Source organism: Burkholderia sp. YHN3-13 (genome assembly GCF_055810675.1).
This window is the reverse complement of the sequence record NZ_JBVVNQ010000003.1, coordinates 226,260-246,572: the sequence shown is the minus strand read 5'-3', so window position 1 is coordinate 246,572 and position 20,313 is coordinate 226,260. Positions and strand designations below refer to the sequence as shown.

Sequence of the window (20,313 nt, the reverse complement as noted above, 5' to 3'; positions counted from 1 at the left end):
GGGCGGCAATGCGCCGCGAACAGGCAGGTGACCGACTAATGTAACGAAGCGCCCGCGATCCGTTAACGAAGAAATCCGCGTTTGAACATGCGTGCTGCTGCTAAGGGACCCGGCGGGCAACTTTATGACCCAGGCCGATTAATTTATCGCTTTATATCGCTTGGGATACGAGGGGCCGGGGAACAGAATGCCCGCTTCCGGGAGTCGACGGCTGCGCGTATCGTCGAGCCGGCATTCGCTCGATGCGATGCGATGTCGATCGCGAATGCGCGCGTCAGCTCCCGCACCTTGCGAGCATCGCCGGTCATCCGGCGACCCATTAAGGAATGCGATGAGTTCAATCGATCTGAACGCGATCACGCCGGTTTCTTCCCCCATCCGCTCGGCCAGCGACGTCGCGCGGCTGATCAACACGGTCGACAGTTCGGTCAGCCATGCACGGATGATCGTGCTGCTGGCGCTGGGCGGCGTGTTTCTCGACGCGTACGACCTGACGACGCTGTCCTACGGCATCGACGACGTCGCGCGCGAGTTCGGCCTGACGCCCGCGCTGACCGGGCTGGTCGGATCGGCGATCATGATCGGCACGATCTTCGGCAGCCTGATCGGCGGCTGGCTGACCGACCGGATCGGCCGCTACCAGGTGTTCATGGCCGACATGCTGTTCTTCGTGGTCGCGGCGCTCGCGGCCGGGCTCGCGCCGAACGTCTGGGTGCTGATCGGCGCACGCTTCGTGATGGGGCTCGGCGTCGGCATCGACCTGCCGGTCGCGATGGCGTTCCTCGCCGAATTCTCGAAGTTCAACGGGCGCGGCAACAAGGCGTCGCGTCTCGCGGCGTGGTGCCCGATGTGGTACGTCGCGTCGTCGGTCTGCTTCCTGCTGATCTTCGGCCTGTACTTCCTGCTGCCGGCCGAGCACGCGGGATGGCTGTGGCGCGCGTCGCTGATCTTCGGCGCGGTGCCCGCGCTCGTCATCATCCTGTTCCGGAACCGGTTCATGAACGAATCGCCGCTGTGGGCCGCGAACCAGGGCGACCTGGCCAATGCCGCGCGCATCCTGCGCGAATCGTACGGCATTCACGCGCACGAAGCCGAGGATGCGCGCCGCGAGCCGAGCCCGCCGCCCGTGCGAATCCGCGTGCTGTTCCAGCGCCCGTATCTCGGGCGCACGATCGTCGCCAGCGTGATGAATCTGTGCATTCCGTTCGAATACACCGCGATTGCGTTCTTCCTGCCGTCGATCCTGTCGCAGTTTCTCGGCGCGGGCGTGTTCGAGACGATCGCGGCGTCGCTCGCGCTGAACGTGTTGTTTGCGTTCACCGGCGGCCTGCTCGGCATGCGCCTCGCGTATCGCTATCCGTCGCGCCATGTCGCGATCGCGGGCTTCGCGCTGCAGACGGTCGCACTCGTCGCGCTCGCGCTGGCGGGGCATCCGCACGGCGCGCTGGCGGTCGGCGTCGTGCTGCTGATGCTCGGCACGTGGCTGTTCGCCGAAGGGTTCGGGCCCGGCGCGCAGATGATGATCTATCCGACGCTGTCCTATCCGGCCGCGATCCGCGGAACCGGCGTCGGCTTCGGACGGTCGCTGTGCGGGATCGGCCAGGCGCTCGCGCTGTTCGTGCTGCCGATCCTGCAGGCCCGTCTCGGCACGGACATGTTCTGGGTTGTCGCGATCAGCGCGGTCACGCCGATCGTGTTCCTGCTGATCGTGCGCTACGAGCCGACGGCACGCGACATCGACGACGAAAGCATCGCCTGAACACCCGCCGGCGCGTGAGCGACGCCCCGAGGAAAACGCAAACGGCTTCGTCGGACCGCACGAAGCCGTTTCGTTTTGCACGGAAGCCGGTCGACGCGCACGCGGGCCGACCGGCTTCCCCCTTTCACTACGCGCTGACCGCCTCCCGTTCGGCCGCGCGCTTGACCTGCTCGATGTCGCGAAACCGTGCGGCCGGATGCGTGTCCGGCAGCCGCGCGGTGCCGCCGAACAGTTTTTCGCGCAGCGTGCCCGATGCATACGCGGTGGGGTACACGCCGCGCCGCTGCAGCTCCGGCACGAGATAACGCACGACATCCTCGAAGGTTTCGTGCGCCACCGCGTACGCGAGATTGAAGCCGTCGACGTCGGTCGCCGCCACCCATTCCTGCAGGATGTCCGCGACGGTCGCGGCCGAGCCGACGAACACCGGACCGAGTCCGCCGATGCCGCCCCATGTGGCCAGTGCCTCGATCGTCCACGCGGTGTCGCCGCCGGCCAGATGCTCCACCGCCGACACGATCGCGTTCGTTTCGACGCGCCGCACCGGATCGGCCGGCGCATACTGGCCGAAGTCGATGCCGGTCCAGCCCGACATGAACACCAGCGAGCCGTCGTACGACACGTAACGACGGTATTCGTCGAACTTGGCCTGCGCCTTCTCGTCGGTCTCGTCGACGATCACCGTGACGAGGTTGTAGATCAGCACCTTCGCCGGATCGCGCCGCGCGGCGGCTGCCTGCGCGCGCACGTCGGCCACGTAGCGCGCGAGCTGCTCGCGAGTCGGCGCGGCCACGAACACGCATTCCGCGTGCTGCGCGGCGAACGCCTTGCCGGGGCCGGACGCGCCGGCCTGGAACAGCACCGGCGTGCGCTGCGGCGACGGTTCGCACAGGTGGTAGCCGGGCACGTCGAAGAAGCGGCCCTTGTGGCCGATTTCGTGAACCTTCTCGGGATGCGTGAACACGCGGCCGTCGCGATCGCGCACCACCGCGCCGTCCTCCCAGCTGCCCTCGAACAGCTTGTACAGCACCTCGACGTATTCGGCCGCGACCGCATAGCGGTCGTCGTGGGTGCGCAGGCCGTGATCGCCGACGTTTTTTGCGCCGCTCTCCAGGTAGGACGTGACGATGTTCCACGCGAGCCGGCCCTTCGTGTGATGATCGGCCGTCGACAGCCGGCGCGCGAACGTGTACGGGTGCTCGAACGTCGTCGATGCGGTGATGCCGATGCCGAGATGCTCGGTGGCCATCGCGATCGGCGCGGCGAGCTGCAGCGGGTCGTTGACCGGAATCTGCGCGGCCTGGTGCAGCGCGTGATAGTTGCTGCCCTTGTAGACGTCGTAATAGCCGATCACGTCCGCGATGAAGATCGCGTCGAAGATGCCACGTTCGAGCACGCGCGCGAGGTCGGTCCAGTAGTCGAGATCCTTGTACTGCCACGAGCGGTCGCGCGGATGCGCCCACAGGCCGGGCGACTGGTGGCCGACGCAGTTCATCTCGAACGCGTTGAAGCGGATGGTCTTGCTCATCGCGCGGCTCCCGTTGCCGCGCCGGCGCGCCAGCCGATTGCCTCGTGCGCCGATTCGCGGCGGTGTTCGCGCTCGAGGATCGGCCGGAGTTGGCTCGCGAGCGCGTCGTGGTCGGTGCCGGTGGAAAGGTCGGGAGCTGCGTGCGACGAAGTCATGCGGTGTTCCTCGAAGAGCGGGGCCGATTGCGCCGGGAGGCCAGTATAGGAAGCGCGGCGTGCGCGTTCCAATAACGGATTCGCAGATCGTTATCGTCGATGCGTATTACTTCGGGCACGCGGGGGCGCCCCGACGCTGACGCGTCGATTGCGATGCATCAGCACGACGTCGCCGGCGCGAAGCCGCCGCGAATCGCGCGGTCGTTTGTTATCCAAAGGAATATCGTTCCGAGAATCGCTCGTTTTTCCGGCTCGCGCCGCGCTGCTAGATTGAATGCTTTCGTCATTCGACAGGAGAGTCCGATGTCAGACACGAGCGCCACGATTCAGGAGCGTCCCGCCGATGCACAACCGCATGCCGCCCGCGTGATCGCCAACGACGCACAGGCGATCGAAGCCGCGCACGCGCTGGCGAAACGGCTCGCCGAAGGCGCGGCCGAGCGCGATCGGGACCGCCGCCTGCCGCGCGACGAAATCGAATGGTTCTCGCAGTCGGGGCTGTGGGCGATCACGGTGCCGAAGGCATACGGCGGCGCGGGCGTGTCGCATGTGACGCTGACCGAAGTCGTCAAGATCGTCGCGGCGGCCGATCCGTCGCTCGGGCAGCTGCCGCAGAATCATTTCGGGCTGGTCGACGTGATCACGCTGACCGGCACCGACGCGCAGAAGCGCCATTTCTTCGCGGAAATCCTGAGCGGCAAGCGCTTCGGCAACGGGTTCTCGGAGAAGGGCACGAAGCACGTGCTCGACCTGAAGACGCGCGTGCGCAGCGACGGCGACGACTATATCGTCGACGGGACGAAGTTCTACTCGACCGGTGCGCTGTTCGCGCATTACGTGCCGGTGCTCGGCCTCGACGACGCGCACCAGGCGTGGCTCGCATACGTACCGCGAGCGACGCCCGGGCTGACCGTGATCGACGACTGGTCGGGATTCGGGCAGCGCACGACCGCGAGCGGCACGGTCGTGCTCGACGCGGTGCGCGTCCCGGCGTCGCACGTGCTGCCCGCGCAGCGCGTGTCGGACGTGCCGACGCTCAACGGTCCGCTGTCGCAGATCATCCAGGCCGCGATCGACGCGGGCATCGCGAAGGCGGCCATCGACGATACGCTGGCGTTCGTGCGGACCCGCACGCGCCCGTGGGTCGACAGCGGTGTCGAGCGCGCGGCCGACGATCCGCTGACGATTCGCGAGATCGGCCACCTCCACATCCAGCTGCACGCGGCCGAGGCGTTGCTCGAACGCGCGGCGCGCACGCTCGACGAGATCGCGGCGCGCGGCGACGTGACCGAAGACGACGTCGCGCGCGCATCGGTCGCGGTCGGCGAAGCGAAGGTATTGACGACCGAGGTCGCGCTGCTCGCGGGCGAGAAACTGTTCGAGCTGGCCGGCACGCAGTCGACGCTCGCCGAGCACAACCTCGACCGGCATTGGCGCAACGCGCGCACGCATACGCTGCACGATCCGGTGCGCTGGAAATACCACCTCGTCGGCAACTACTACCTGAACGGCGTGCGTCCGGCGCGCCATGCGTGGAACTGAGCGGATGGCGGGGCGGCCGTCGGCGACGGCGCAGGCATTCGGATTGGCTTCCGGGTTCCAGGCCGGAGAGCAGCCAGTGGATGACCTTGTCTGTTTGCGCGGACATTCCGATGCCGGAAGGCCAGCACGTCGGATCTGTCCGCGCCGCAGGGCCTGCGCGCGGCAATCGAGCACGCGGCGGCCGAGGCCGACGTGACGCTGCGGGTGGTGGCCGAAACCAATACGCTGAGCGTGTAGAAGGAACGGGTCGCGCGAGGTCACGGGTGGACGATTCTGCCGGCCGTCGCCGTCACGCAGGAGATCGCGCAGCGCACGCTGAGCGCGGCGCCGCTCGCGCCGCCCGGGCTGCGGCGCACGATCGTACTGGCGGCGACCGGCAGCCGGCAGGCGAGCGCGCCGGTTCGCTGCGTGGTCGGTGTGCTGCTCGACTGCGTGAAAGCTCGACTGCGTGAAAACCACGTTCGAGCAGGGCCATTGGCCCGACGCGCGCTGGCTTGGCTAGGCGGACCCGCGCGGTCGTACGCGTTTGTGCGTCTCGTGCGGCTGATCGGCCATCCGCATGGGCCGGACCCTTCCCTCAGGCTCTTCAGGTTTTCGAGCGAGACGCGGCGCGCCTGCCGCCCCCCGGTTTTTTACCTCCCCCAGGGATCGACTTTCGGGGCAGCGTCAACCCATCGCGACGTCTACAGGTACCAGTCGAGCGTCTTCACGATGCCTGTCTCGAAGGTTTCCGTCGGTTGCCACTGAAGTTCGCGTTCGAGCTTGCCGGCGTCGATCGCATAACGACGGTCGTGGCCGAGGCGGTCGGCGACGAAGTGCTTGAGGCGCGCGTGCGGCGCGCCCTGCGGTCGCCGCACGTCGAGCAGCGAGCAGATCAGGTCGACGATGTCGGCGTTGCGCCACTCGTTGCATCCGCCGACGTTGTACGTTTCGCCGAGCGTGCCGCGCCGGATCACGGCATCGATCGCCCGGCAGTGATCGTCGACGAATAGCCAGTCGCGGACGTTCGCGCCGTCGCCGTAGAGCGGGATGGGCGTGCCGTTGACGCAGTTGCGGATCACCGTCGGGATGAACTTCTCGGCGTGCTGGCGCGGGCCGTAGTTGTTCGAGCAGTGGGTCGTCGTGACCGGCAGCCCGTACGTGTGGAAGTACGCGCGCACGAGATGGTCGGAGCCGGCCTTGCTGGCCGAATACGGCGAATTCGGCGCGTACGGCGTGGTTTCCGAGAACGGCGGATCGGTCGGGGCGAGCGATCCGTATACCTCGTCGGTGCCGATGTGATGAAAGCGGCGCGGCGCGCGCGCGTCGGCGTCGGGCCCGTTCATCCAGACCGTGCGCGCCGCCTCGAGAAGCGTCCAGGTGCCGACGACGTTCGCGCGGACGAATTCGCCGGGGCCGGTGATCGAGCGGTCGACGTGGCTCTCGGCGGCAAAGTGGACGATCGTGTCGATCGCATGGTCGCGCAACAGGCTTTCGACGAGCGGCCGGTCGCAGATGTCGCCGAGCACGAACCGGTGGCGGTCGGTGCTTTCCGCGCCCGCGAGATGGTCGAGGCTGCCGGCATACGTGAGCAGGTCGAGATTGACGATCCGGACCTGCGGATCCGTCGCGAGCAGGTGATGGACGAAGTTGGCGCCGATAAACCCGGCGCCGCCCGTGACGAGGACATGTTTCGGTCGATGGCTCATGAGGTTCGTTTCCAGGTATCGAGCACGTCGGCGAGCGCCGGGATCCAGCACGGCGCGTCGATGCCGAAATGCTCGCGAATGCGGGTGCAGTCGAGTGCGGAGTTCGCCGGCCGTGGCGCCGGCAGCGGATAGGCGGCCGTGCGGATCGGGCGCACGAGCGGTAGGCGATCGATGAGGCCGGCGCGCCGTGCCTGCGAGAAGATCGTCTCGGCGAAGCCGTGCCAGGTCGTGACGGGCGTGCCGCACAGGTGGTAGGTGCCCCAGCGCAGCGTGGCGCCCGCGCGATGGCGATCCGCGATCGCGAGCAGCGCGTCGGCGACCGCGGCGGCGTGCGTCGGGCCGCCGTACTGATCGGCGACGACGGCGAGTTCGTCGCGTTCGCGTCCGAGCCGCAGCATCGTGCGCACGAAATTGCCGCCGTGCGCGCCGAATACCCACGCAATGCGGAGAATCACATGCGCATCGGGCAGCCGCTGGCGGACGGCTTCCTCGCCGGCCCATTTGGTGTGTCCGTAGACGCCGAGGGGCGCGACGTCCGCCGTTTCGTCGTACGCGCCTGGCGCGCGGCCGTCGAACACGTAGTCGGTCGACAGGTGCAGCAACGGGATGCCGGCCGTGGCGCACGCGTCGGCGAGCGCCGCCGGGCCGGCGCAATTGGCGCGCCAGGCGGCGTCGGGTTCGGTTTCCGCGCGATCGACGGCCGTCCACGCGGCCGCATTGATCACGAGCGTCGCGTGGTGCGTGGCGAGCGCGTCACGCACCGCCTGCCGATCGGCGATGTCGAGCTGCTCGCGGGACAGCCCGATTGTCGGGCGTCCCCCCGCGCGCAGCATGAGTTCACGGCCGACCTGGCCGAGCACGCCGGTCACGAGGATCGTCATCGCGCGGCTCCGTGAAGGTCGGGCGCCGCCGGCGGCCGGTCGCGCAGGCGCGGCTGCCGGAGATCCTTGTCGGACAGCTCGAACGGCACGTCGAGCGTGGGCCATTCGATGCCGATGTCGGGGTCGTCCCAGCGTACGCCCGCGTCCGACGACGGATCGTAGTACGCGGTGCACTTGTACGCGAAGTCGGCCTCGTCGGACAGCACGCAGAAACCATGCGCGAAGCCCGGCGGAATCCACAGCTGGCGATGCGACACGTCGTCGAGCACGGTGCCGAACCAGCGTCCGAGATGCGGCGAACCGGGCCGGATGTCGACCGCAACGTCGTACACGGCGCCGCGCGACACGCGCACGAGCTTGCCCTGCGGATGCCGGAACTGGTAGTGCAGGCCGCGCAGCACGCCGCGCCGGGAGCGCGAGTGGTTGTCCTGCACGAAACCTGCATCGACACCTGCGTCGCGCAGCCACGACTCGCGATAGCTTTCGACGAAGAAGCCGCGCGCGTCGCCGAAGCTCGCCGGTTCGATCAGCAGCACGCCCGGCAGCGTCGTCTCGATGACGGACGTCATGCGGCGACCTCCTTGTTCAGGACGTCGAGCAGGTAACGGCCATAACCGCTTTTCGACAGCGCGTGCGCGAGCGCTTCGAGCTGCTGCGAGTCGATCCAGCCGAGCCGGTACGCGATTTCCTCGGGGCAGGCGATCTGCAGCCCCTGGCGGGCCTGCATCACCTGGATGAAATTCGCCGCGTCGAGCAGCGACTCGTGCGTGCCGGTGTCGAGCCACGCATAACCGCGGCCGAGGATCTCGACGTTCAGCTTGCCGTTCGCCAGATAGGCGCGGTTCAGGTCCGTGATCTCCAGCTCGCCGCGCGCGGACGGGCGCACCTCCTTCGCGAGGGAAACGACGTCGTTGTCGTAGAAGTAAAGCCCCGTCACCGCGTAGTGCGATTTCGGGTCGCGCGGCTTCTCCTCGAGATCGATCGCCCGCCCGTGCTCGTCGAACGATACGACGCCGTAGCGCTCCGGGTCGCGCACGTAATAACCGAACACAGTTGCGCCCGTCGTGCGCGCGGCGACGCGCTGCAGCAGCGCCGACAGCGCCGGACCGTGATAGATGTTGTCGCCGAGCACGAGCGTCGCGGCGTCGTTGCCGATGAACGGCGCGCCGATCACGAAGGCCTGCGCGAGTCCGTCCGGGCTCGGCTGCACCGCGTACGAGAAATTCATGCCCCATTGTTCGCCGTCGCCGAGCAGTTGCCGGAACGCGTCGAGATCGCGCGGCGTCGAGATGATCAGGACGTCGCGGATGCCGGCCAGCATGATCGTGCTGAGCGGGTAGTAGATCATCGGCTTGTCGTACACCGGCATCAGTTGCTTCGATACCGAATGCGTGAGCGGATGGAGCCGGGTGCCGGATCCGCCCGCCAGAATCAATCCCTTACGGCCAGTCGCTGTGTGCATGATGTCCTCGCTGTCATGAAGAAGGGCGGGCCCGCGTGCGCGTCAACCCGGGTCGATGCGTCCGAACACGATCGCGAAGCCGGCCAGGTAGACCAGCGCGATCACGGCGAAACCGGCCGCGGTTGCGCGGTCCGGGCTGGCGATCGCATGAAGCACGACCGACGCGATCGCCACGCCGACCAGCGAGCCGATCTGCCGGCTCGCGTTCAGCGATGCGGCGGCGAGATTCGCGTCCGCGGGGCCGGCCGACTGCATGACGACGAGATTCATCGCGGGGATGGCCTGGCCCGCACCGAAGTTCGCGATGCCGACCGCGATCGCGAGCGCCGTGTAAGGGAGCGCCTCGATACCGATCAGCGCGGCGCTGCCGAGCGTGGCGAGCGCCAGGCCCGCGAGCAGCGTGCCGCGCGGACCGAGCCGCGCGCTCACGCGGGCGGACGCGAGATTGCCGATGCCGAACATCGCCATGAGCGGAAACAGCTCGAAGCCGGCGCGCAGCGCGCTTGCACCGCGCACCTGCTGCAGGTAAAGGCTCAGCAGGAAGATTTCCGCGAGGATGCCGAAATTGATCGCGAGCCCGAGCAGGCCGCCCGCGACGAAGCGCCGGTTGCGCAGCAGCGCGGGCGGCAGGATCCGGTCGCGGGCGCCACGTTCGCGCCAGACGAATGCCGCGCCGGCGGCGAACGTCACGGCCGCACCGGCGACGATGGCGGGCGAGCGCCAGCCGGCGCCCGGCCCCTCGATCAGCGTATAGCTGAGTGCCGCGAGCGCGAGCGCGCCGAGCAGATGGCCGAGCGTGTTCAGCGGGCCGGGATGGCGCGGCGAATGGCCGACATGGCGGCGCGTGAGCCACAGGCCGGCGAGCCCGACGGGGAGGTTGACCCAGAAGATCCCGCGCCAGCCGATCGCGTCGACGAGGATGCCGCCGATGCAGGGCCCGATCGCCATCGCCGCCGATACCAGCGCGCCCCAGATGCCGATCATCCGTGTGCGCAGTGGTCCGGCCGGAAACGCCAGCGTGAGCAGGCTCAGCGAGCTCGGCATGAAGAGCGCGGCCCCCACGCCCTGCAGCAGCCGCGCGGCGACGAGCATGCCGCTCGTCTGCGCGGCCGCGCACAGCACCGACGCGGCGACGAACAGCGCGAGCCCGGCGACGTAGATCGCCCGCGGCCCGTAACGGTTCGCGAGCGCGCCGCCGAACAGCAGCAGCGCGGCGAAGCTGAGCGTATAGGCGTCGACGACCCAGACGAGGGCGGTCAGCGACATGTCGAGACTCGCCTGCATCGCCTTCAGCGCGACGTTCACGATGGTCACGTCGAGCATCGCCATCACGAAGCCGCAGGCAAGCGCGACCATCACGTGCACCGGCCGCGCGGCAGGCGCGCCGGCCGCACCGGCGGCGGGAGCGGTGTTCGTGCTCATGCCGCGCGCCCGCCGAGATAGAGACGCCGCATCTCGTCGCTGTCGAGCAGGTCGGTCGACGTGCCCGTCAGCGCGACGCGGCCCATCGTCAGCACCACGCCGCGATCGGCGATGCGCAGCGCCTCGATCGCGTTCTGTTCGACCATCAGCACGGCGATGTGCTCGGTATCGCGCATCCGCACGATCGCGTCGAATACCTCGTCGACCATTTTCGGCGACAGGCCGGCCGACGGCTCGTCGAGCAACAGCAGCACCGGGCGCGACATCAGCGCGCGCGCGAGCGACACGATCTGCCGCTCGCCGCCGGACAGCGCGCCCGCGGGCGACCGGTAGCGGCGCCGCAGCACCGGGTATTGCTCGCACAGCTCCTCGATCCGCGTTTCGCGGGGGAACGCGGACATCGCGTGGCCGCCGAGCATCAGGTTCTCGCGAACCGTCAGCGCGCCGAACACGTTGTCGGTCTGCGGCACGAAGCCGATGTCGTGTTCGCGGATCTTGCGGTGTACCGGCACGCGCGCGATGTCGCGGCCATGCATCGTGACCGTGCCGGCGCGGGGCAGGACGAAGCCGGCGATCGCCTTGAGGAGCGTCGATTTTCCGCAGCCGTTCGGGCCGAGGATCGTGACGATGTCGACCGGCCCGACGGACAGCGATACGCCGTGCAGGATGTCGATGTCGGCCGTGTAGCCGGCGACCAGGTCGCGAACGTCGATCATGACGCCTCCATCAGGCGGCGCGCATGGGCGCGTCCCAGGTACGCATCGAGCACGCGGCGGTTGCTTTCGAGTTCGGCGGGACGGCAGTCGGCGATCGCGGCGCCGCGATCGAGCACGATGCAGCGGTCGCACAGCTCGCGGATGAAGTGCATGTCGTGCTCGATCACGACCAGCGTGACGCCCAGCCCGCGGATGCGGCGCAGTTCGGCGACCAGTTCGCCGCGCAGGTTCGGGTGAACGCCCGCGGTCGGCTCGTCGAGCAGCAGCAGCTTCGGCTCGGTAATCATCGCGCACGCGATGCCGAGCAGTTTCTTCTGGCCGCCCGAGATCGCCGCGGCGCCCAGTTGCGCGACGTGCGCGAGCTTCAGTTCCTCGAGCAGCGCGGTGGCGCGTGCGCGCGTCGCGGTTTCCAGCGTGCGGGTCGCACGACTGCGCAGGAGCGCCGCGACGGGGCCGTGACGGGCCGACGACGCGGCCATCGCCAGTTCGAGCACCGACATGCGCGCGGGCATCGACGGCAACTGGAACGTCCGGCGGATGCCGAGCCGTGCGATCCGGTGCGGCGCAAGCGTGTCGATGCGACGCCCGGCGAAGCGGATCGCGCCGGCCGCGACGGGGGCGAAGCCCGTGATCGCGTTGAGCGCCGTGCTTTTGCCCGAGCCGTTCGGGCCGAGCAGCCCGACGATCTCGCCGTCGCCGACGGACAGCGAGAGGCCGGACAGCACCGCATTGTCGCCGTAGCGGATCGTGACGCCTTCAAGGTCGAGCAGCGCGCTCATGGATGAACCTCCAGTCGTTCCGGCACAAGGCCGCGCGGGCGCCACAGCACGCACGCGAGCAGCATCAGGCCGACGAGGCCGAGGCGCACCGCACCGGCGAGGTCGCTGCCGACGCCGAGCCAGTCCTTCAGGAACGGCGCGAACGCGTACACCGCCTGGACGATCAGCGCGCCGGCCAGCACGCCGGCGTGGCTGCCGAGCCCGCCGACCATGACGATGGTCCACAGCGCGAAGGTTTCCGACGCCACCATCGCGTCCGGGCCGACGTAGCTGATGTACCAGGTGAGCAGCGCGCCCGCGAACGCCGCGGGCAGCGCGCCCGCGACGCTCGCCCAGGTCTTCAGCGCGACCGGGTCGTAGCCGAAGCAGACGGCGAGCGCGGGCTCCTCGCGCATCACCTTCAGCGCGCGGCCGAAGCGGCCGGTGGTCAGCAGCCGGCAGGCGGCGTAGGCGATGGCGAGGCCGCCGGCCGCGACGGCGAGGAACGCGAGATCGGCCCACGGCGCGCGCAATCCGGGAAAGAGCGGCGCGATGCCGCCGATACCCTGTGCGCCGCCCGTCAACCAGCCCTCGTTCAGCGCGAACGTGCGCAGGATCTCGGCGATCGCGAGCGTCGCGATGCCCCAGTAGTCGGCCGACAGGTGACGACCGAGCCGCGCGATCGCGACGGCCAGCACGCTCGCCGCGCCTGCCGCGAGCGCGAGGGCGGCCGGCAGCGGCCAGCCGAGCTGCGACGCGATGCCGGCGGCGTAGGCGCCGAGCCCCGCGAACGCCACGAAGCCGAAATTGACGAGCCCCGCGTAGCCTGCCTGCAGGTTCAGGCCGAGCGCCATCGTCGCGTACAGGCACGTGACGGTCAGCAGATGGACGATGAAACTAGACACGACGGACCTCCCCGTCGAAGAGGCCATACGGCCGGAACACGAGCACGACGAGCAGGATCGCGAACGACACCGCGCCGACGTATTCGACCGGAAAGAACGCGAGCGGCCGACCGACCAGCCCGCCGAAGTCGACGTCGAGCGCGATCGTCTCGGCCAGCGCGATCAGGAAAGCGCCGGCCGCCGCGCCGAGCGGATTGCCGAGGCCGCCGAGGATCGCGGCGGAAAACACCGGGATCAGCAGCCCGTAGCCGAGGTTGACGTGCACGCTTTCGGTCGCGCCGAGCATCGTGCCGCCGAGCGCCGCGAGCACGCCGCTGGCGAACGTGATCACGTTGGTCACGCGCTGCGCATCGATGCCCGTCGCGAGCGCGAGCGCGCGATTCGATGCGAGCGCGCGCATCGCCCGGCCGAGGCGGGTGCGGTATAGCAGCAGCGCGAACACGGCGAGCGCGACGCCACCGCACGCGATCGAAGCCGCCTGCGCGGACGACATCGCGACGCCCCCGACCATCAGCGGCGGGCGCACCGCCTGCGCGTACTGCAGCGGCCGCGAGCCGGCCGTGCCGAGCATCAGCGCGACGGCGAGCAGCGACACGGCGAGCGAGCCGATCATCGCGACCGCGCTGCCCGAGCGCAGGAGGCGCGTGAACACGAACAGGTTCAGCAGCGTCGCGGCAAGGCCGACCAGCGCGCACGAGACGGCGGTCGCGAGCGCGAACGGCATGCCGACGCGCTCGAACCCGAGGGTCGCGAACGCGCCGACCATCGCGTACTGGACGTGTGCGATGTTCGGGAAGCGAATCAGCGAGTACAGCGTCGACAGGCCGACGGAGACCAGCAACAGGTCGGACGTGCGCATCAGGACATCGATCAGGAATTGCAGCATCGCAGGCTCCCGGTGGCTACTGCGCGACGACGGATTGCCGGTACACGACCTTCTCGTACGGCTGCACCAGCCGCTGGCCGTCGGCATCGAACGCGATCGTGCCCGTCACGCCGTCATAGGGCTGGCCGGCCGCGAGTTCCGCACGCACCTTCGCCGGATCGGCCGAACGCGCGCGATTGATTGCCGCGGCGGACAGCATCGTCGCGTCGTACGCGTAGCTGCCGAAGGCCGAGCGCGGCGCCTCGTGGTACGCGGCGCGATAGGCCGCCGCGTACGCGGCGGCGCTGCCGCCGAGCGCCGCGACCTCCAGGCCGATCTGCCCCTGCGCGATCTGGGCGGGGGTATCGCTCGTGCACATCGTCAGGTAGATGCCGTACCACGGCCGCTGGTTGAGACGCATCTCGAACGCCTGCCGGTTCAACGTCGCGGCTTCCTGTCCGTACGCGCTGTACACGTAGCCGTCGGGCTGCGCACGCGACGCCTGTTCCAGCTCGCGCCGGTAGGTCGACTGGCCCTCGGTGTAGAGAACCGTCGAGACGATCGTGCCGCCGAGCGCCTCGAAACGCTTTTTGAACTCGGTGGCGATGCCCTGGCCGTAACCGTTGTTCGGCGCGATCAGTGCGACGCGCCGCAGCTTGCGGTCGTACACGTCCTGCGCGGCGAAGCGCGCGGACTGGTCGTCGAGCCCGATCGTGCTGAACGAACCCGCGCCGATCTTGCGGACCTGCTGGCTCGACGAACCGATGTTGACGTGCACGTCGCCCTGGCGCACGAGGAATTGTCCGACCGGAATCGTCACCGACGACGAGAATTCGCCGAGCACGAGCGGCACGCGCTCGACGGTCGCCAGTTTGCGAGCGGCGTCGAGCGCCGTGTTCGCGGTGCCGCCCGAATCCTCGATCCGTACCTGCAGCTTCTGCCCGAGCACGCCGCCTTGCGCATTGATCTTCGCGACCGCGAGCTCGATCCCGCGCCGCTGGTCCTCGCCGATCGACGCGCTTGCGCCGGTCAGCGGCAACACGGCGCCGACGCTGACGTCCGCATATGCAGGAAACGTTGCCCACGCGCCGAGCGCGACGCAGATCCCGAGACTCCAGCAACCCAGCTTCATTTTTGCGCTCCTGAATCGATGTTGAATCGCGTTTGAAATACAAAAGTGTCGACAGAATCACAGAACAAAAATCGTTGGCAAACATTTTTTGGACGAATCTCGAGCGGTTCGCGAAGCGCCCCGGAATTCACAAGAAAATGCGTTGTTTTAGCGCATGAAATGCACAATACGGGCGACGGTAAACACCAGCTGCGGGCACGTGCGCCAAATTGGCTCAGCGTCGAATCTTTTTGAAAAAAGTGTATACAGTCGTGAATATGGATGCTTAGAATTCAACCCACTCGACACGGAAGCGGAGGCGGTGCGATGGAAATCAAGCGTTATGGCGCGGGGGAACGGATGAGCCAGCTCGTGGTCGCGGGCGGCTTCGCGTTCATTGCCGGACAGGTGGCCGACGACACCGCGCTCGACGTCGCCGGCCAGACCCGCCAGATCCTCGACAAGATCGACCGGCTGCTCGATGGCGCGGGGCTCGACAAGCGCAGGATCGTGTCCGCGAGCATCTGGCTTGCCGATCACCGGAGCTTTGCCGACATGAACCGGGTCTGGGATGCGTGGGTGCCGCAGGGCGACGCGCCGGCGCGCGCCTGCGTGGAGTCGGCGCTCGCGTTTCCCGAATACACGGTCGAAATCGCGGCGATCGCCGCGTGCTAGCGGGGGACGCGCGATGAAGACGGTCGTGCTCGGAGGCGGCATCGTCGGTGTGACGACCGCGTACTTTCTCGCGAAGGCCGGCGACGAGGTCGTGGTGGTCGACCGGCGCGACGGCGTCGCGCTCGAGACGAGCTTCGCGAACGCGGGACTGATCGCGCCGGGGCATTCCTATACGTGGGCCTCCCCGCGCGCGCCGAAGATCCTGCTCAAGTCGCTGTTTTCGGACGGGCAGGCGTTGCGCCTGAAGTGGTCGCCGGACTGGCGGATGTGGGCGTGGTGCCGTCTGTTCCTGCGGAACTGCACGGCGGAGCGCTCGCGCCGGAACACGTCGATCAAGGTGCGGCTGTGCCGCTACGCGCAGCAGCAGCTGCAGTCCGCGACGCGCGACGAGGTGCTCGCGTACGACCGGATCAGCAGCGGCTTGCTGTATCTGTACCGCGATCCCGCATCGTTCGAGCGCGGCATCGCGAACATGCGAATTCTGTCCGAGAACGGCTTGCCGCTCGAGACGCTCGATTCGCGCGCGGTGATCGAGCGCGAGCCCGCGCTTGCCGGCGCGGCGGATGCGATCGCCGGTGCGATCTACTGTCCGTCCGACGAGAGCGGCGATGCGCACCTGTTCACCCGGGCGCTCGCCGAACGCTGCCGCGCGCTCGGTGTCGAGTTCCGTTTCGGTACCACGATCGACGGCATGCGCGCGAGCGCGGACGCGGTGGACTACGTGCAGACGTCGCAGGGCCGCGTGAGCGGCGACCGCTACGTGCTTGCGCTCGGCGCGTACTCGCCGTTCGTCGCGCGCGGGCTCGGCTACCGCTTGCCGATCTATCCGGTGAAAGGCTATTCGGTCACGCTGCCGATCGACGCACGCCACGATCCGCCGACGCTCGGCGGCGTCGAGGAAAACCAGCTCGTCGCATGGGCGCGGTTCGGCGACCGGCTGCGCCTGACCGCGACGGCCGAATTCAGCGGCTACGACACGACCCACACGCCCGCGGACTTCGCGCACATGCTGGCGACCGCGCGGGCGCTGTTTCCGAACGGCGCCGACTACACGAAGCCGTCGTACTGGGCCGGATTGCGGCCGATGACGCCGGAGGGCACGCCGATCATCGGTGCGACCCGCCATCGCAATCTCTTTCTCAACACCGGGCACGGCCACATGGGCTGGACGATGTCGTGCGGTACCGCGAAAATCGTCGCCGACCTGATCCACGGCCGGCAACCCGACATCGACATTACCGGGATGACACTCCAGTGAGCGAACTTCTTACGACCCCCATGCAGCAGGATGCCGGTTCGTACGCGCGCTTCGGCTTCTCGCTCGATGCGGGCATCGCGCGCCGCGCGGCGATCGGGCTCGTCGTGCTCGCGACCGACCATACGATCGAATACGAATGGCGGCGCGTGCTCGCGCTCGACGGCGTCGCGTTCTACGAGAGCCGGATCGCGAACTCCGCCGACATCACCGCGGAGACGCTCGCGCGGATGGACGGCGGGATCGCGGCGGCCGTCGAGCTGATTCGCCCCGGCGAGCGCCTCGACGTGGTCGCGTTCGGCTGCACGTCCGCGTCGACGGTGCTCGGCGAGGAGCGCGTGTTCGAGCGGATCCGCGAAGCGCGGCCGGGCGTCGCGTGCACGACGCCGATCACCGCGGCACGGGTCGCGCTGGGCGCGCTGGGCGCGCGCGGCGTCGCGCTGCTCACGCCGTACGAGCGCTCGATCAACGAAGCCATGGCCGCCTACCTGCGCGCACGTGGCGTCGACGTCGTCAGGGCGGGCTCGTTCGAGCATCGCGACGACAACGAGGTGGCGCGGATCGACCGCGCGTCGATCGAGCGCGCGGTGCTCGCGCTGGCCGTCGATCCGGCGGTGGACGCGGTGTTCGTGTCGTGCACGAGCCTCCGGCTCGTCGACGCGCTCGCGGAGATCGAGGCGCGCGCCGGCAAGCCGGTCCTGTCGAGCAATCACGCGCTTGCGTGGCATGCGCTGCGGCTCGCGGGCGTCGACGATCCGGTGCCGGGTTTCGGGCGCCTGTTGATGCAATGACGGTGGCCGCAGCACCCGAGGCGCCCGCAGGCCGGTTCATGGCCGATAATGACGGTCGCCGACAGACGAAGGAGGAGGCGAAATGGCAGCGAATTCCGTGCTTGGCGGCCGCGAGACACTGGCGCCGAAACGCGCGGGCCTGACGGTCAACGAGATTTACGAGCAGTTGAAGCAGATGGCCGTGCTGTACAAGATCCGGCCGGGCGAGCGGGTCAACGAGCTTGAACTGGCGGAGCGGTTCGACGTCAGCCGCACGCCGATCCGGGAAGCACTGAACCGTCTCGTCGCGGAGAACCTGCTGGTCTTCGTGCCGAATCGCGGATTCTTCATCCGCCAACTGGAAGGGAAAGACGTGTTCGATCTCTTTGAGCTGAGGCGTTCGATCGAGTCGACCGCGGTGATGCTTGCATGCGAGCGGGCGTCCGACAACGACATCAAGACCCTGCGCCGCTTCTGGCGGCAGGTGATGAAGAGCGCATCGCGGATGCCGTCGTCGGAGCTCGTCCTGAAGGACGAACTGTTTCACCTGGAGCTTGCCGCGCTGTCGGGCAATGCGGAGATCGGGCGCGTGCTGCAGGGCATCAACGCGCGGATTCACTACGTGCGGTGGGTCGACGTCGATCAGCGGCGCGACGAGGCCTTCACCGAGCACCTGGAGATCCTGGACGCGCTCGCCGCGCGCGACACGGAACGTTGCGTTGCATTGACCGACACGCACATCCGCTGGCGGATGGAGGAAATCACGCGGGTCGTGGAAGCGAGCGTCGTCAAGCTGTACGCGAAATAACGGGCGGCCCGCGATGCACGCGTGCATCGCGAGGCCGTACCGACGAGACGCAAGGCAAAGGAGGACGGGCCGCCCGCAACCCGGTGCGGCGCATCGCCACGCTTTCGTTACGAGGTGCCGTCATGAAACATGGCACGCTGGTCACGTTGTACAAGCCGTCCGCGGCGCAGATCGATCATTTGCTGGGCTTGCCCGCGTACAGTCCGGCCGTCGTTGCCGTCGACAACTCGCCGGTCGTCGATCGCGAACTGCACGCGCGGCTCGCCGCGCACGGCGTCGACGTGGTTGCGAACCACAACCGCGGCGGGATCGCCGGCGCGTTCAACGCCGGCGTGGAGTTTCTGATCCGCCGCGGTTGCGACGTCTTCTTCATCTTCGACCAGGATTCGACCGTGCCCGCCGACTATTTCGAGCGGATGCTCGCGGGGTGCGCGACGATCGGGGATACGCGCTTTCTGGTCGGGCCGCGGATCTTCAACCGCAACTTCCGGCGCAACCTGCCGCTCTTCACCGTGGGCCGCTGGTCCGCGCGGATCACGCCGATCGGCGACGGCGCGCACGGCTTGCTGCCGTGCTCGGTGATCATCTCGTCCGGCACCGCGATTTCGCTCGACGCCTATCGCGCCCTCGGGCGGTTTCGCGAGGATTTCTTCATCGACCATGTCGATGCCGAGTACTGCATGCGTGCGCAGGCGAACGGCGTGCCGGTGCGCGTGAACGCGGACGTGTCGCTGCCGCACGAACTCGGCAGTCCGTCGGCCCGGCAGCACTGGCCGCGCGTCGAGATCTTCGACCAGAGCGCACTGCGCCATTACTACGCGGCCCGCAATTGCATCCTGGTCGCCCGCGACTACTGGCGCCGCTATCCGGCCATGCTGCTGATCAACCTGATCACGCTGAAGCACGTGGCGTTCATCCTGCTGCATGCCCGCGACAAGCGAACCAAGCTGCACGCGATTCTGTGCGGCGTGACGGACGGGCTGCGCGGCCGGTACGGCAGGGTCTGAATCAACGTATGACGACGTGCGAAATATCGTTTCATCATTTATGTAATCCTAAATAACAGAGGCGGACAAGATGATTCACGACACGCAGGCCACTCGCCGCTATACGGGCGCGTTTTCCGTCGCGCCGACCATTTTCACCGAATCGGGCGAACTGGACCTGGAAGGGCAGATGCGTTGCGTCGACTTCATCATCGACGCGGGCGCCGACGGGCTGTGCATCCTCGCGAACTACTCGGAGCAGTTCTCGCTGTCCGACGACGAACGCGAGCGGCTCACCGGGATGATCCTCGAGCACGTCGCGGGGCGGGTGCCCGTGATCGTGACCACGACCCACTTCAATCCGGTGATCTGCGCGGCACGCAGCCGGCGCGCACAGGCGGCCGGTGCGGCGATGGTGATGATCATGCCGCCGTATCACGGCGCGACGATCCGCTGCGGCGAGGCGGCGATCGGCGCGTTCTTCTCGGAGGTTTCCGACGCGATCGACATTCCGATCATGTACCAGGACGCGCCGATGAGCGGCACGCAGGTATCGGCGGCGTTCCTCGCGCGGCTCGCGCGCACGATTCCGAACCTGCGCTATTTCAAGATCGAGGTGCCGCAGTCGGCGGCGAAGCTGCGTGAGCTGATCGCGCTCGGCGGCGACGCGATCGAGGGGCCGTGGGACGGCGAGGAGGCGATCACGCTGCTCGCCGATCTCGACGCGGGCGCGACCGGCAGCATCCTCGGCGGCGGGTATCCGGACGGCCTGCAGCCGATACTGGCCGCCTATCGCGCCGGCCGTCGCGACGAGGCGGTGGCCGGCTACGAGAAGTGGCTGCCGCTCATCAACTATGAAAACCGCCAGGCCGGGCTGCTCGCCTGCAAGGCGCTGATGAAGGCGGGCGGCGTGATCGCGTCGGACGCGCCGCGGCGCCCGCTGGTGCCGCTGCACCCGCAGACGCGCGCGGGCCTCGTGGAGATCGCGCGGCGGCTCGACGCGTGCGTGCTGCGCTGGGCGCGCTGA

The 20,313-nt window shown here is 68.4% G+C and carries 21 protein-coding genes; 9 read left to right on the top strand and 12 right to left on the bottom strand.

The genetic code is table 11. From position 1 onward, the window contains the following. Positions 1-331: 331 nt before the first annotated feature. Positions 332-1,759: an MFS transporter gene (locus AC0KUR_RS09410; RefSeq protein WP_059560897.1), complete on the top strand. Its 1,428-nt coding sequence runs from the start codon at positions 332-334 to the stop codon at positions 1,757-1,759. Between the two features lie 127 nt (positions 1,760-1,886). On the opposite strand, the gene AC0KUR_RS09405 is transcribed toward AC0KUR_RS09410, so the two are convergent. Next, the gene (locus tag AC0KUR_RS09405) at positions 1,887-3,287 is read right to left on the bottom strand and encodes an LLM class flavin-dependent oxidoreductase (RefSeq protein ID WP_473375756.1); all 1,401 of its coding nucleotides are present in this window, start codon (positions 3,285-3,287) and stop codon (positions 1,887-1,889) included. After that, positions 3,284-3,442, bottom strand: a complete 159-nt coding sequence (locus AC0KUR_RS09400) for a hypothetical protein (protein ID WP_473375755.1) — start codon at positions 3,440-3,442, stop codon at positions 3,284-3,286. Before AC0KUR_RS09400 ends, AC0KUR_RS09405 begins: the two co-directional genes overlap by 4 nt. Positions 3,443-3,745: 303 nt before the next feature. On the opposite strand from AC0KUR_RS09400, the gene AC0KUR_RS09395 reads away from it, so the two are divergent. Both AC0KUR_RS09395 and AC0KUR_RS09390 read left to right on the top strand, forming a co-directional pair. Then, positions 3,746-4,984: an SfnB family sulfur acquisition oxidoreductase gene (locus tag AC0KUR_RS09395; RefSeq protein WP_034192082.1), complete on the top strand. Its 1,239-nt coding sequence runs from the start codon at positions 3,746-3,748 to the stop codon at positions 4,982-4,984. Between the two features lie 270 nt (positions 4,985-5,254). Beyond that, positions 5,255-5,731 carry a hypothetical protein gene (locus AC0KUR_RS09390; protein WP_473375903.1) on the top strand — a complete coding sequence of 159 codons (477 nt, stop codon included), beginning with the start codon at positions 5,255-5,257 and terminating at the stop codon, positions 5,729-5,731. Here the strand turns inward: AC0KUR_RS09390 and rfbB are convergent. The 10 genes from rfbB to AC0KUR_RS09340 are packed head-to-tail and all read right to left on the bottom strand — an operon-like array spanning position 5,668 to position 14,813. Next, positions 5,668-6,672, bottom strand: coding sequence for a dTDP-glucose 4,6-dehydratase (rfbB, locus tag AC0KUR_RS09385; RefSeq protein WP_069706172.1), 1,005 nt, complete (start codon positions 6,670-6,672; stop codon positions 5,668-5,670). The genes AC0KUR_RS09390 and rfbB overlap by 64 nt on opposite strands. Beyond that, positions 6,669-7,553 carry a dTDP-4-dehydrorhamnose reductase gene (gene rfbD, locus AC0KUR_RS09380; RefSeq protein ID WP_473375754.1) on the bottom strand — a complete coding sequence of 295 codons (885 nt, stop codon included), beginning with the start codon at positions 7,551-7,553 and terminating at the stop codon, positions 6,669-6,671. Before rfbD ends, rfbB begins: the two co-directional genes overlap by 4 nt. After that, on the bottom strand, positions 7,550-8,122 hold the full coding sequence (gene rfbC / locus AC0KUR_RS09375) for a dTDP-4-dehydrorhamnose 3,5-epimerase (RefSeq protein ID WP_175903471.1): 573 nt from the start codon (positions 8,120-8,122) through the stop codon (positions 7,550-7,552). The genes rfbD and rfbC overlap by 4 nt, the downstream gene beginning before the upstream one ends. Further along, complete coding sequence (gene rfbA / locus AC0KUR_RS09370) at positions 8,119-9,015, bottom strand: glucose-1-phosphate thymidylyltransferase RfbA (protein ID WP_175028275.1); 897 nt, start codon at positions 9,013-9,015, stop codon at positions 8,119-8,121. Before rfbA ends, rfbC begins: the two co-directional genes overlap by 4 nt. Before the next feature lie 42 nt (positions 9,016-9,057). Beyond that, positions 9,058-10,437 (bottom strand): MFS transporter, encoded by a 1,380-nt coding sequence (locus tag AC0KUR_RS09365; RefSeq protein ID WP_069706174.1) that lies wholly within the window; start codon positions 10,435-10,437, stop codon positions 9,058-9,060. Then, positions 10,434-11,153, bottom strand: a complete 720-nt coding sequence (locus tag AC0KUR_RS09360; RefSeq protein WP_473375753.1) for an ABC transporter ATP-binding protein — start codon at positions 11,151-11,153, stop codon at positions 10,434-10,436. The genes AC0KUR_RS09365 and AC0KUR_RS09360 overlap by 4 nt, the downstream gene beginning before the upstream one ends. After that, positions 11,150-11,932 (bottom strand): ABC transporter ATP-binding protein, encoded by a 783-nt coding sequence (locus AC0KUR_RS09355; protein WP_473375752.1) that lies wholly within the window; start codon positions 11,930-11,932, stop codon positions 11,150-11,152. Before AC0KUR_RS09355 ends, AC0KUR_RS09360 begins: the two co-directional genes overlap by 4 nt. After that, positions 11,929-12,816, bottom strand: coding sequence for a branched-chain amino acid ABC transporter permease (locus AC0KUR_RS09350; protein WP_083286585.1), 888 nt, complete (start codon positions 12,814-12,816; stop codon positions 11,929-11,931). Before AC0KUR_RS09350 ends, AC0KUR_RS09355 begins: the two co-directional genes overlap by 4 nt. Next, a complete protein-coding gene (locus AC0KUR_RS09345; protein ID WP_059560921.1) occupies positions 12,809-13,702 on the bottom strand; it encodes a branched-chain amino acid ABC transporter permease in 894 nt (297 codons plus the stop codon). Before AC0KUR_RS09345 ends, AC0KUR_RS09350 begins: the two co-directional genes overlap by 8 nt. A 16-nt stretch (positions 13,703-13,718) precedes the next feature. Then, positions 13,719-14,813, bottom strand: a complete 1,095-nt coding sequence (locus AC0KUR_RS09340; protein ID WP_049032445.1) for an ABC transporter substrate-binding protein — start codon at positions 14,811-14,813, stop codon at positions 13,719-13,721. 306 nt (positions 14,814-15,119) lie between these two features. Between AC0KUR_RS09340 and AC0KUR_RS09335 the strand changes: the two genes are divergently transcribed. The 6 genes from AC0KUR_RS09335 to AC0KUR_RS09310 all read left to right on the top strand — a co-directional run bounded on the left by AC0KUR_RS09335 (position 15,120) and on the right by AC0KUR_RS09310 (position 20,313). Beyond that, positions 15,120-15,467 carry a RidA family protein gene (locus AC0KUR_RS09335; RefSeq protein ID WP_034192093.1) on the top strand — a complete coding sequence of 116 codons (348 nt, stop codon included), beginning with the start codon at positions 15,120-15,122 and terminating at the stop codon, positions 15,465-15,467. Positions 15,468-15,480: 13 nt separating this feature from the next. Next, positions 15,481-16,725 (top strand): D-amino acid dehydrogenase, encoded by a 1,245-nt coding sequence (locus AC0KUR_RS09330; protein WP_069706177.1) that lies wholly within the window; start codon positions 15,481-15,483, stop codon positions 16,723-16,725. 20 nt (positions 16,726-16,745) lie between these two features. Further along, positions 16,746-17,513 (top strand): maleate cis-trans isomerase family protein, encoded by a 768-nt coding sequence (locus tag AC0KUR_RS09325; protein ID WP_226253183.1) that lies wholly within the window; start codon positions 16,746-16,748, stop codon positions 17,511-17,513. 82 nt (positions 17,514-17,595) lie between these two features. Then, positions 17,596-18,300 (top strand): GntR family transcriptional regulator, encoded by a 705-nt coding sequence (locus AC0KUR_RS09320; RefSeq protein ID WP_034192096.1) that lies wholly within the window; start codon positions 17,596-17,598, stop codon positions 18,298-18,300. Between the two features lie 122 nt (positions 18,301-18,422). After that, entirely contained in the window at positions 18,423-19,307 is an 885-nt protein-coding gene (locus AC0KUR_RS09315; protein ID WP_034192097.1) for a glycosyltransferase family 2 protein, read from the top strand. A gap of 70 nt (positions 19,308-19,377) precedes the next feature. After that, positions 19,378-20,313: a dihydrodipicolinate synthase family protein gene (locus AC0KUR_RS09310; RefSeq protein WP_059560929.1), complete on the top strand. Its 936-nt coding sequence runs from the start codon at positions 19,378-19,380 to the stop codon at positions 20,311-20,313.

Excerpts from the sequence above, each read along its gene's own strand:
- AC0KUR_RS09335 (WP_034192093.1), top strand. The coding sequence starts at position 15,120 with ATGGAAATCAAGCGTTATGGCGCGGGGGAACGGATGAGCCAGCTCGTG.
- AC0KUR_RS09345 (WP_059560921.1), bottom strand. The coding sequence starts at position 13,702 with ATGCTGCAATTCCTGATCGATGTCCTGATGCGCACGTCCGACCTGTTG.
- AC0KUR_RS09310 (WP_059560929.1), top strand. The coding sequence starts at position 19,378 with ATGATTCACGACACGCAGGCCACTCGCCGCTATACGGGCGCGTTTTCC.
- AC0KUR_RS09340 (WP_049032445.1), bottom strand. The coding sequence starts at position 14,813 with ATGAAGCTGGGTTGCTGGAGTCTCGGGATCTGCGTCGCGCTCGGCGCG.
- rfbD (WP_473375754.1), bottom strand. The coding sequence starts at position 7,553 with ATGACGATCCTCGTGACCGGCGTGCTCGGCCAGGTCGGCCGTGAACTC.
- AC0KUR_RS09360 (WP_473375753.1), bottom strand. The coding sequence starts at position 11,153 with ATGATCGACGTTCGCGACCTGGTCGCCGGCTACACGGCCGACATCGAC.
- AC0KUR_RS09400 (WP_473375755.1), bottom strand. The coding sequence starts at position 3,442 with ATGACTTCGTCGCACGCAGCTCCCGACCTTTCCACCGGCACCGACCAC.
- AC0KUR_RS09405 (WP_473375756.1), bottom strand. The coding sequence starts at position 3,287 with ATGAGCAAGACCATCCGCTTCAACGCGTTCGAGATGAACTGCGTCGGC.
- AC0KUR_RS09410 (WP_059560897.1), top strand. The coding sequence starts at position 332 with ATGAGTTCAATCGATCTGAACGCGATCACGCCGGTTTCTTCCCCCATC.
- AC0KUR_RS09325 (WP_226253183.1), top strand. The coding sequence starts at position 16,746 with ATGCAGCAGGATGCCGGTTCGTACGCGCGCTTCGGCTTCTCGCTCGAT.
- rfbC (WP_175903471.1), bottom strand. The coding sequence starts at position 8,122 with ATGACGTCCGTCATCGAGACGACGCTGCCGGGCGTGCTGCTGATCGAA.
- AC0KUR_RS09355 (WP_473375752.1), bottom strand. The coding sequence starts at position 11,932 with ATGAGCGCGCTGCTCGACCTTGAAGGCGTCACGATCCGCTACGGCGAC.
- rfbB (WP_069706172.1), bottom strand. The coding sequence starts at position 6,672 with ATGAGCCATCGACCGAAACATGTCCTCGTCACGGGCGGCGCCGGGTTT.
- AC0KUR_RS09365 (WP_069706174.1), bottom strand. The coding sequence starts at position 10,437 with ATGAGCACGAACACCGCTCCCGCCGCCGGTGCGGCCGGCGCGCCTGCC.
- rfbA (WP_175028275.1), bottom strand. The coding sequence starts at position 9,015 with ATGCACACAGCGACTGGCCGTAAGGGATTGATTCTGGCGGGCGGATCC.
- AC0KUR_RS09315 (WP_034192097.1), top strand. The coding sequence starts at position 18,423 with ATGAAACATGGCACGCTGGTCACGTTGTACAAGCCGTCCGCGGCGCAG.
- AC0KUR_RS09395 (WP_034192082.1), top strand. The coding sequence starts at position 3,746 with ATGTCAGACACGAGCGCCACGATTCAGGAGCGTCCCGCCGATGCACAA.
- AC0KUR_RS09330 (WP_069706177.1), top strand. The coding sequence starts at position 15,481 with ATGAAGACGGTCGTGCTCGGAGGCGGCATCGTCGGTGTGACGACCGCG.
- AC0KUR_RS09320 (WP_034192096.1), top strand. The coding sequence starts at position 17,596 with ATGGCAGCGAATTCCGTGCTTGGCGGCCGCGAGACACTGGCGCCGAAA.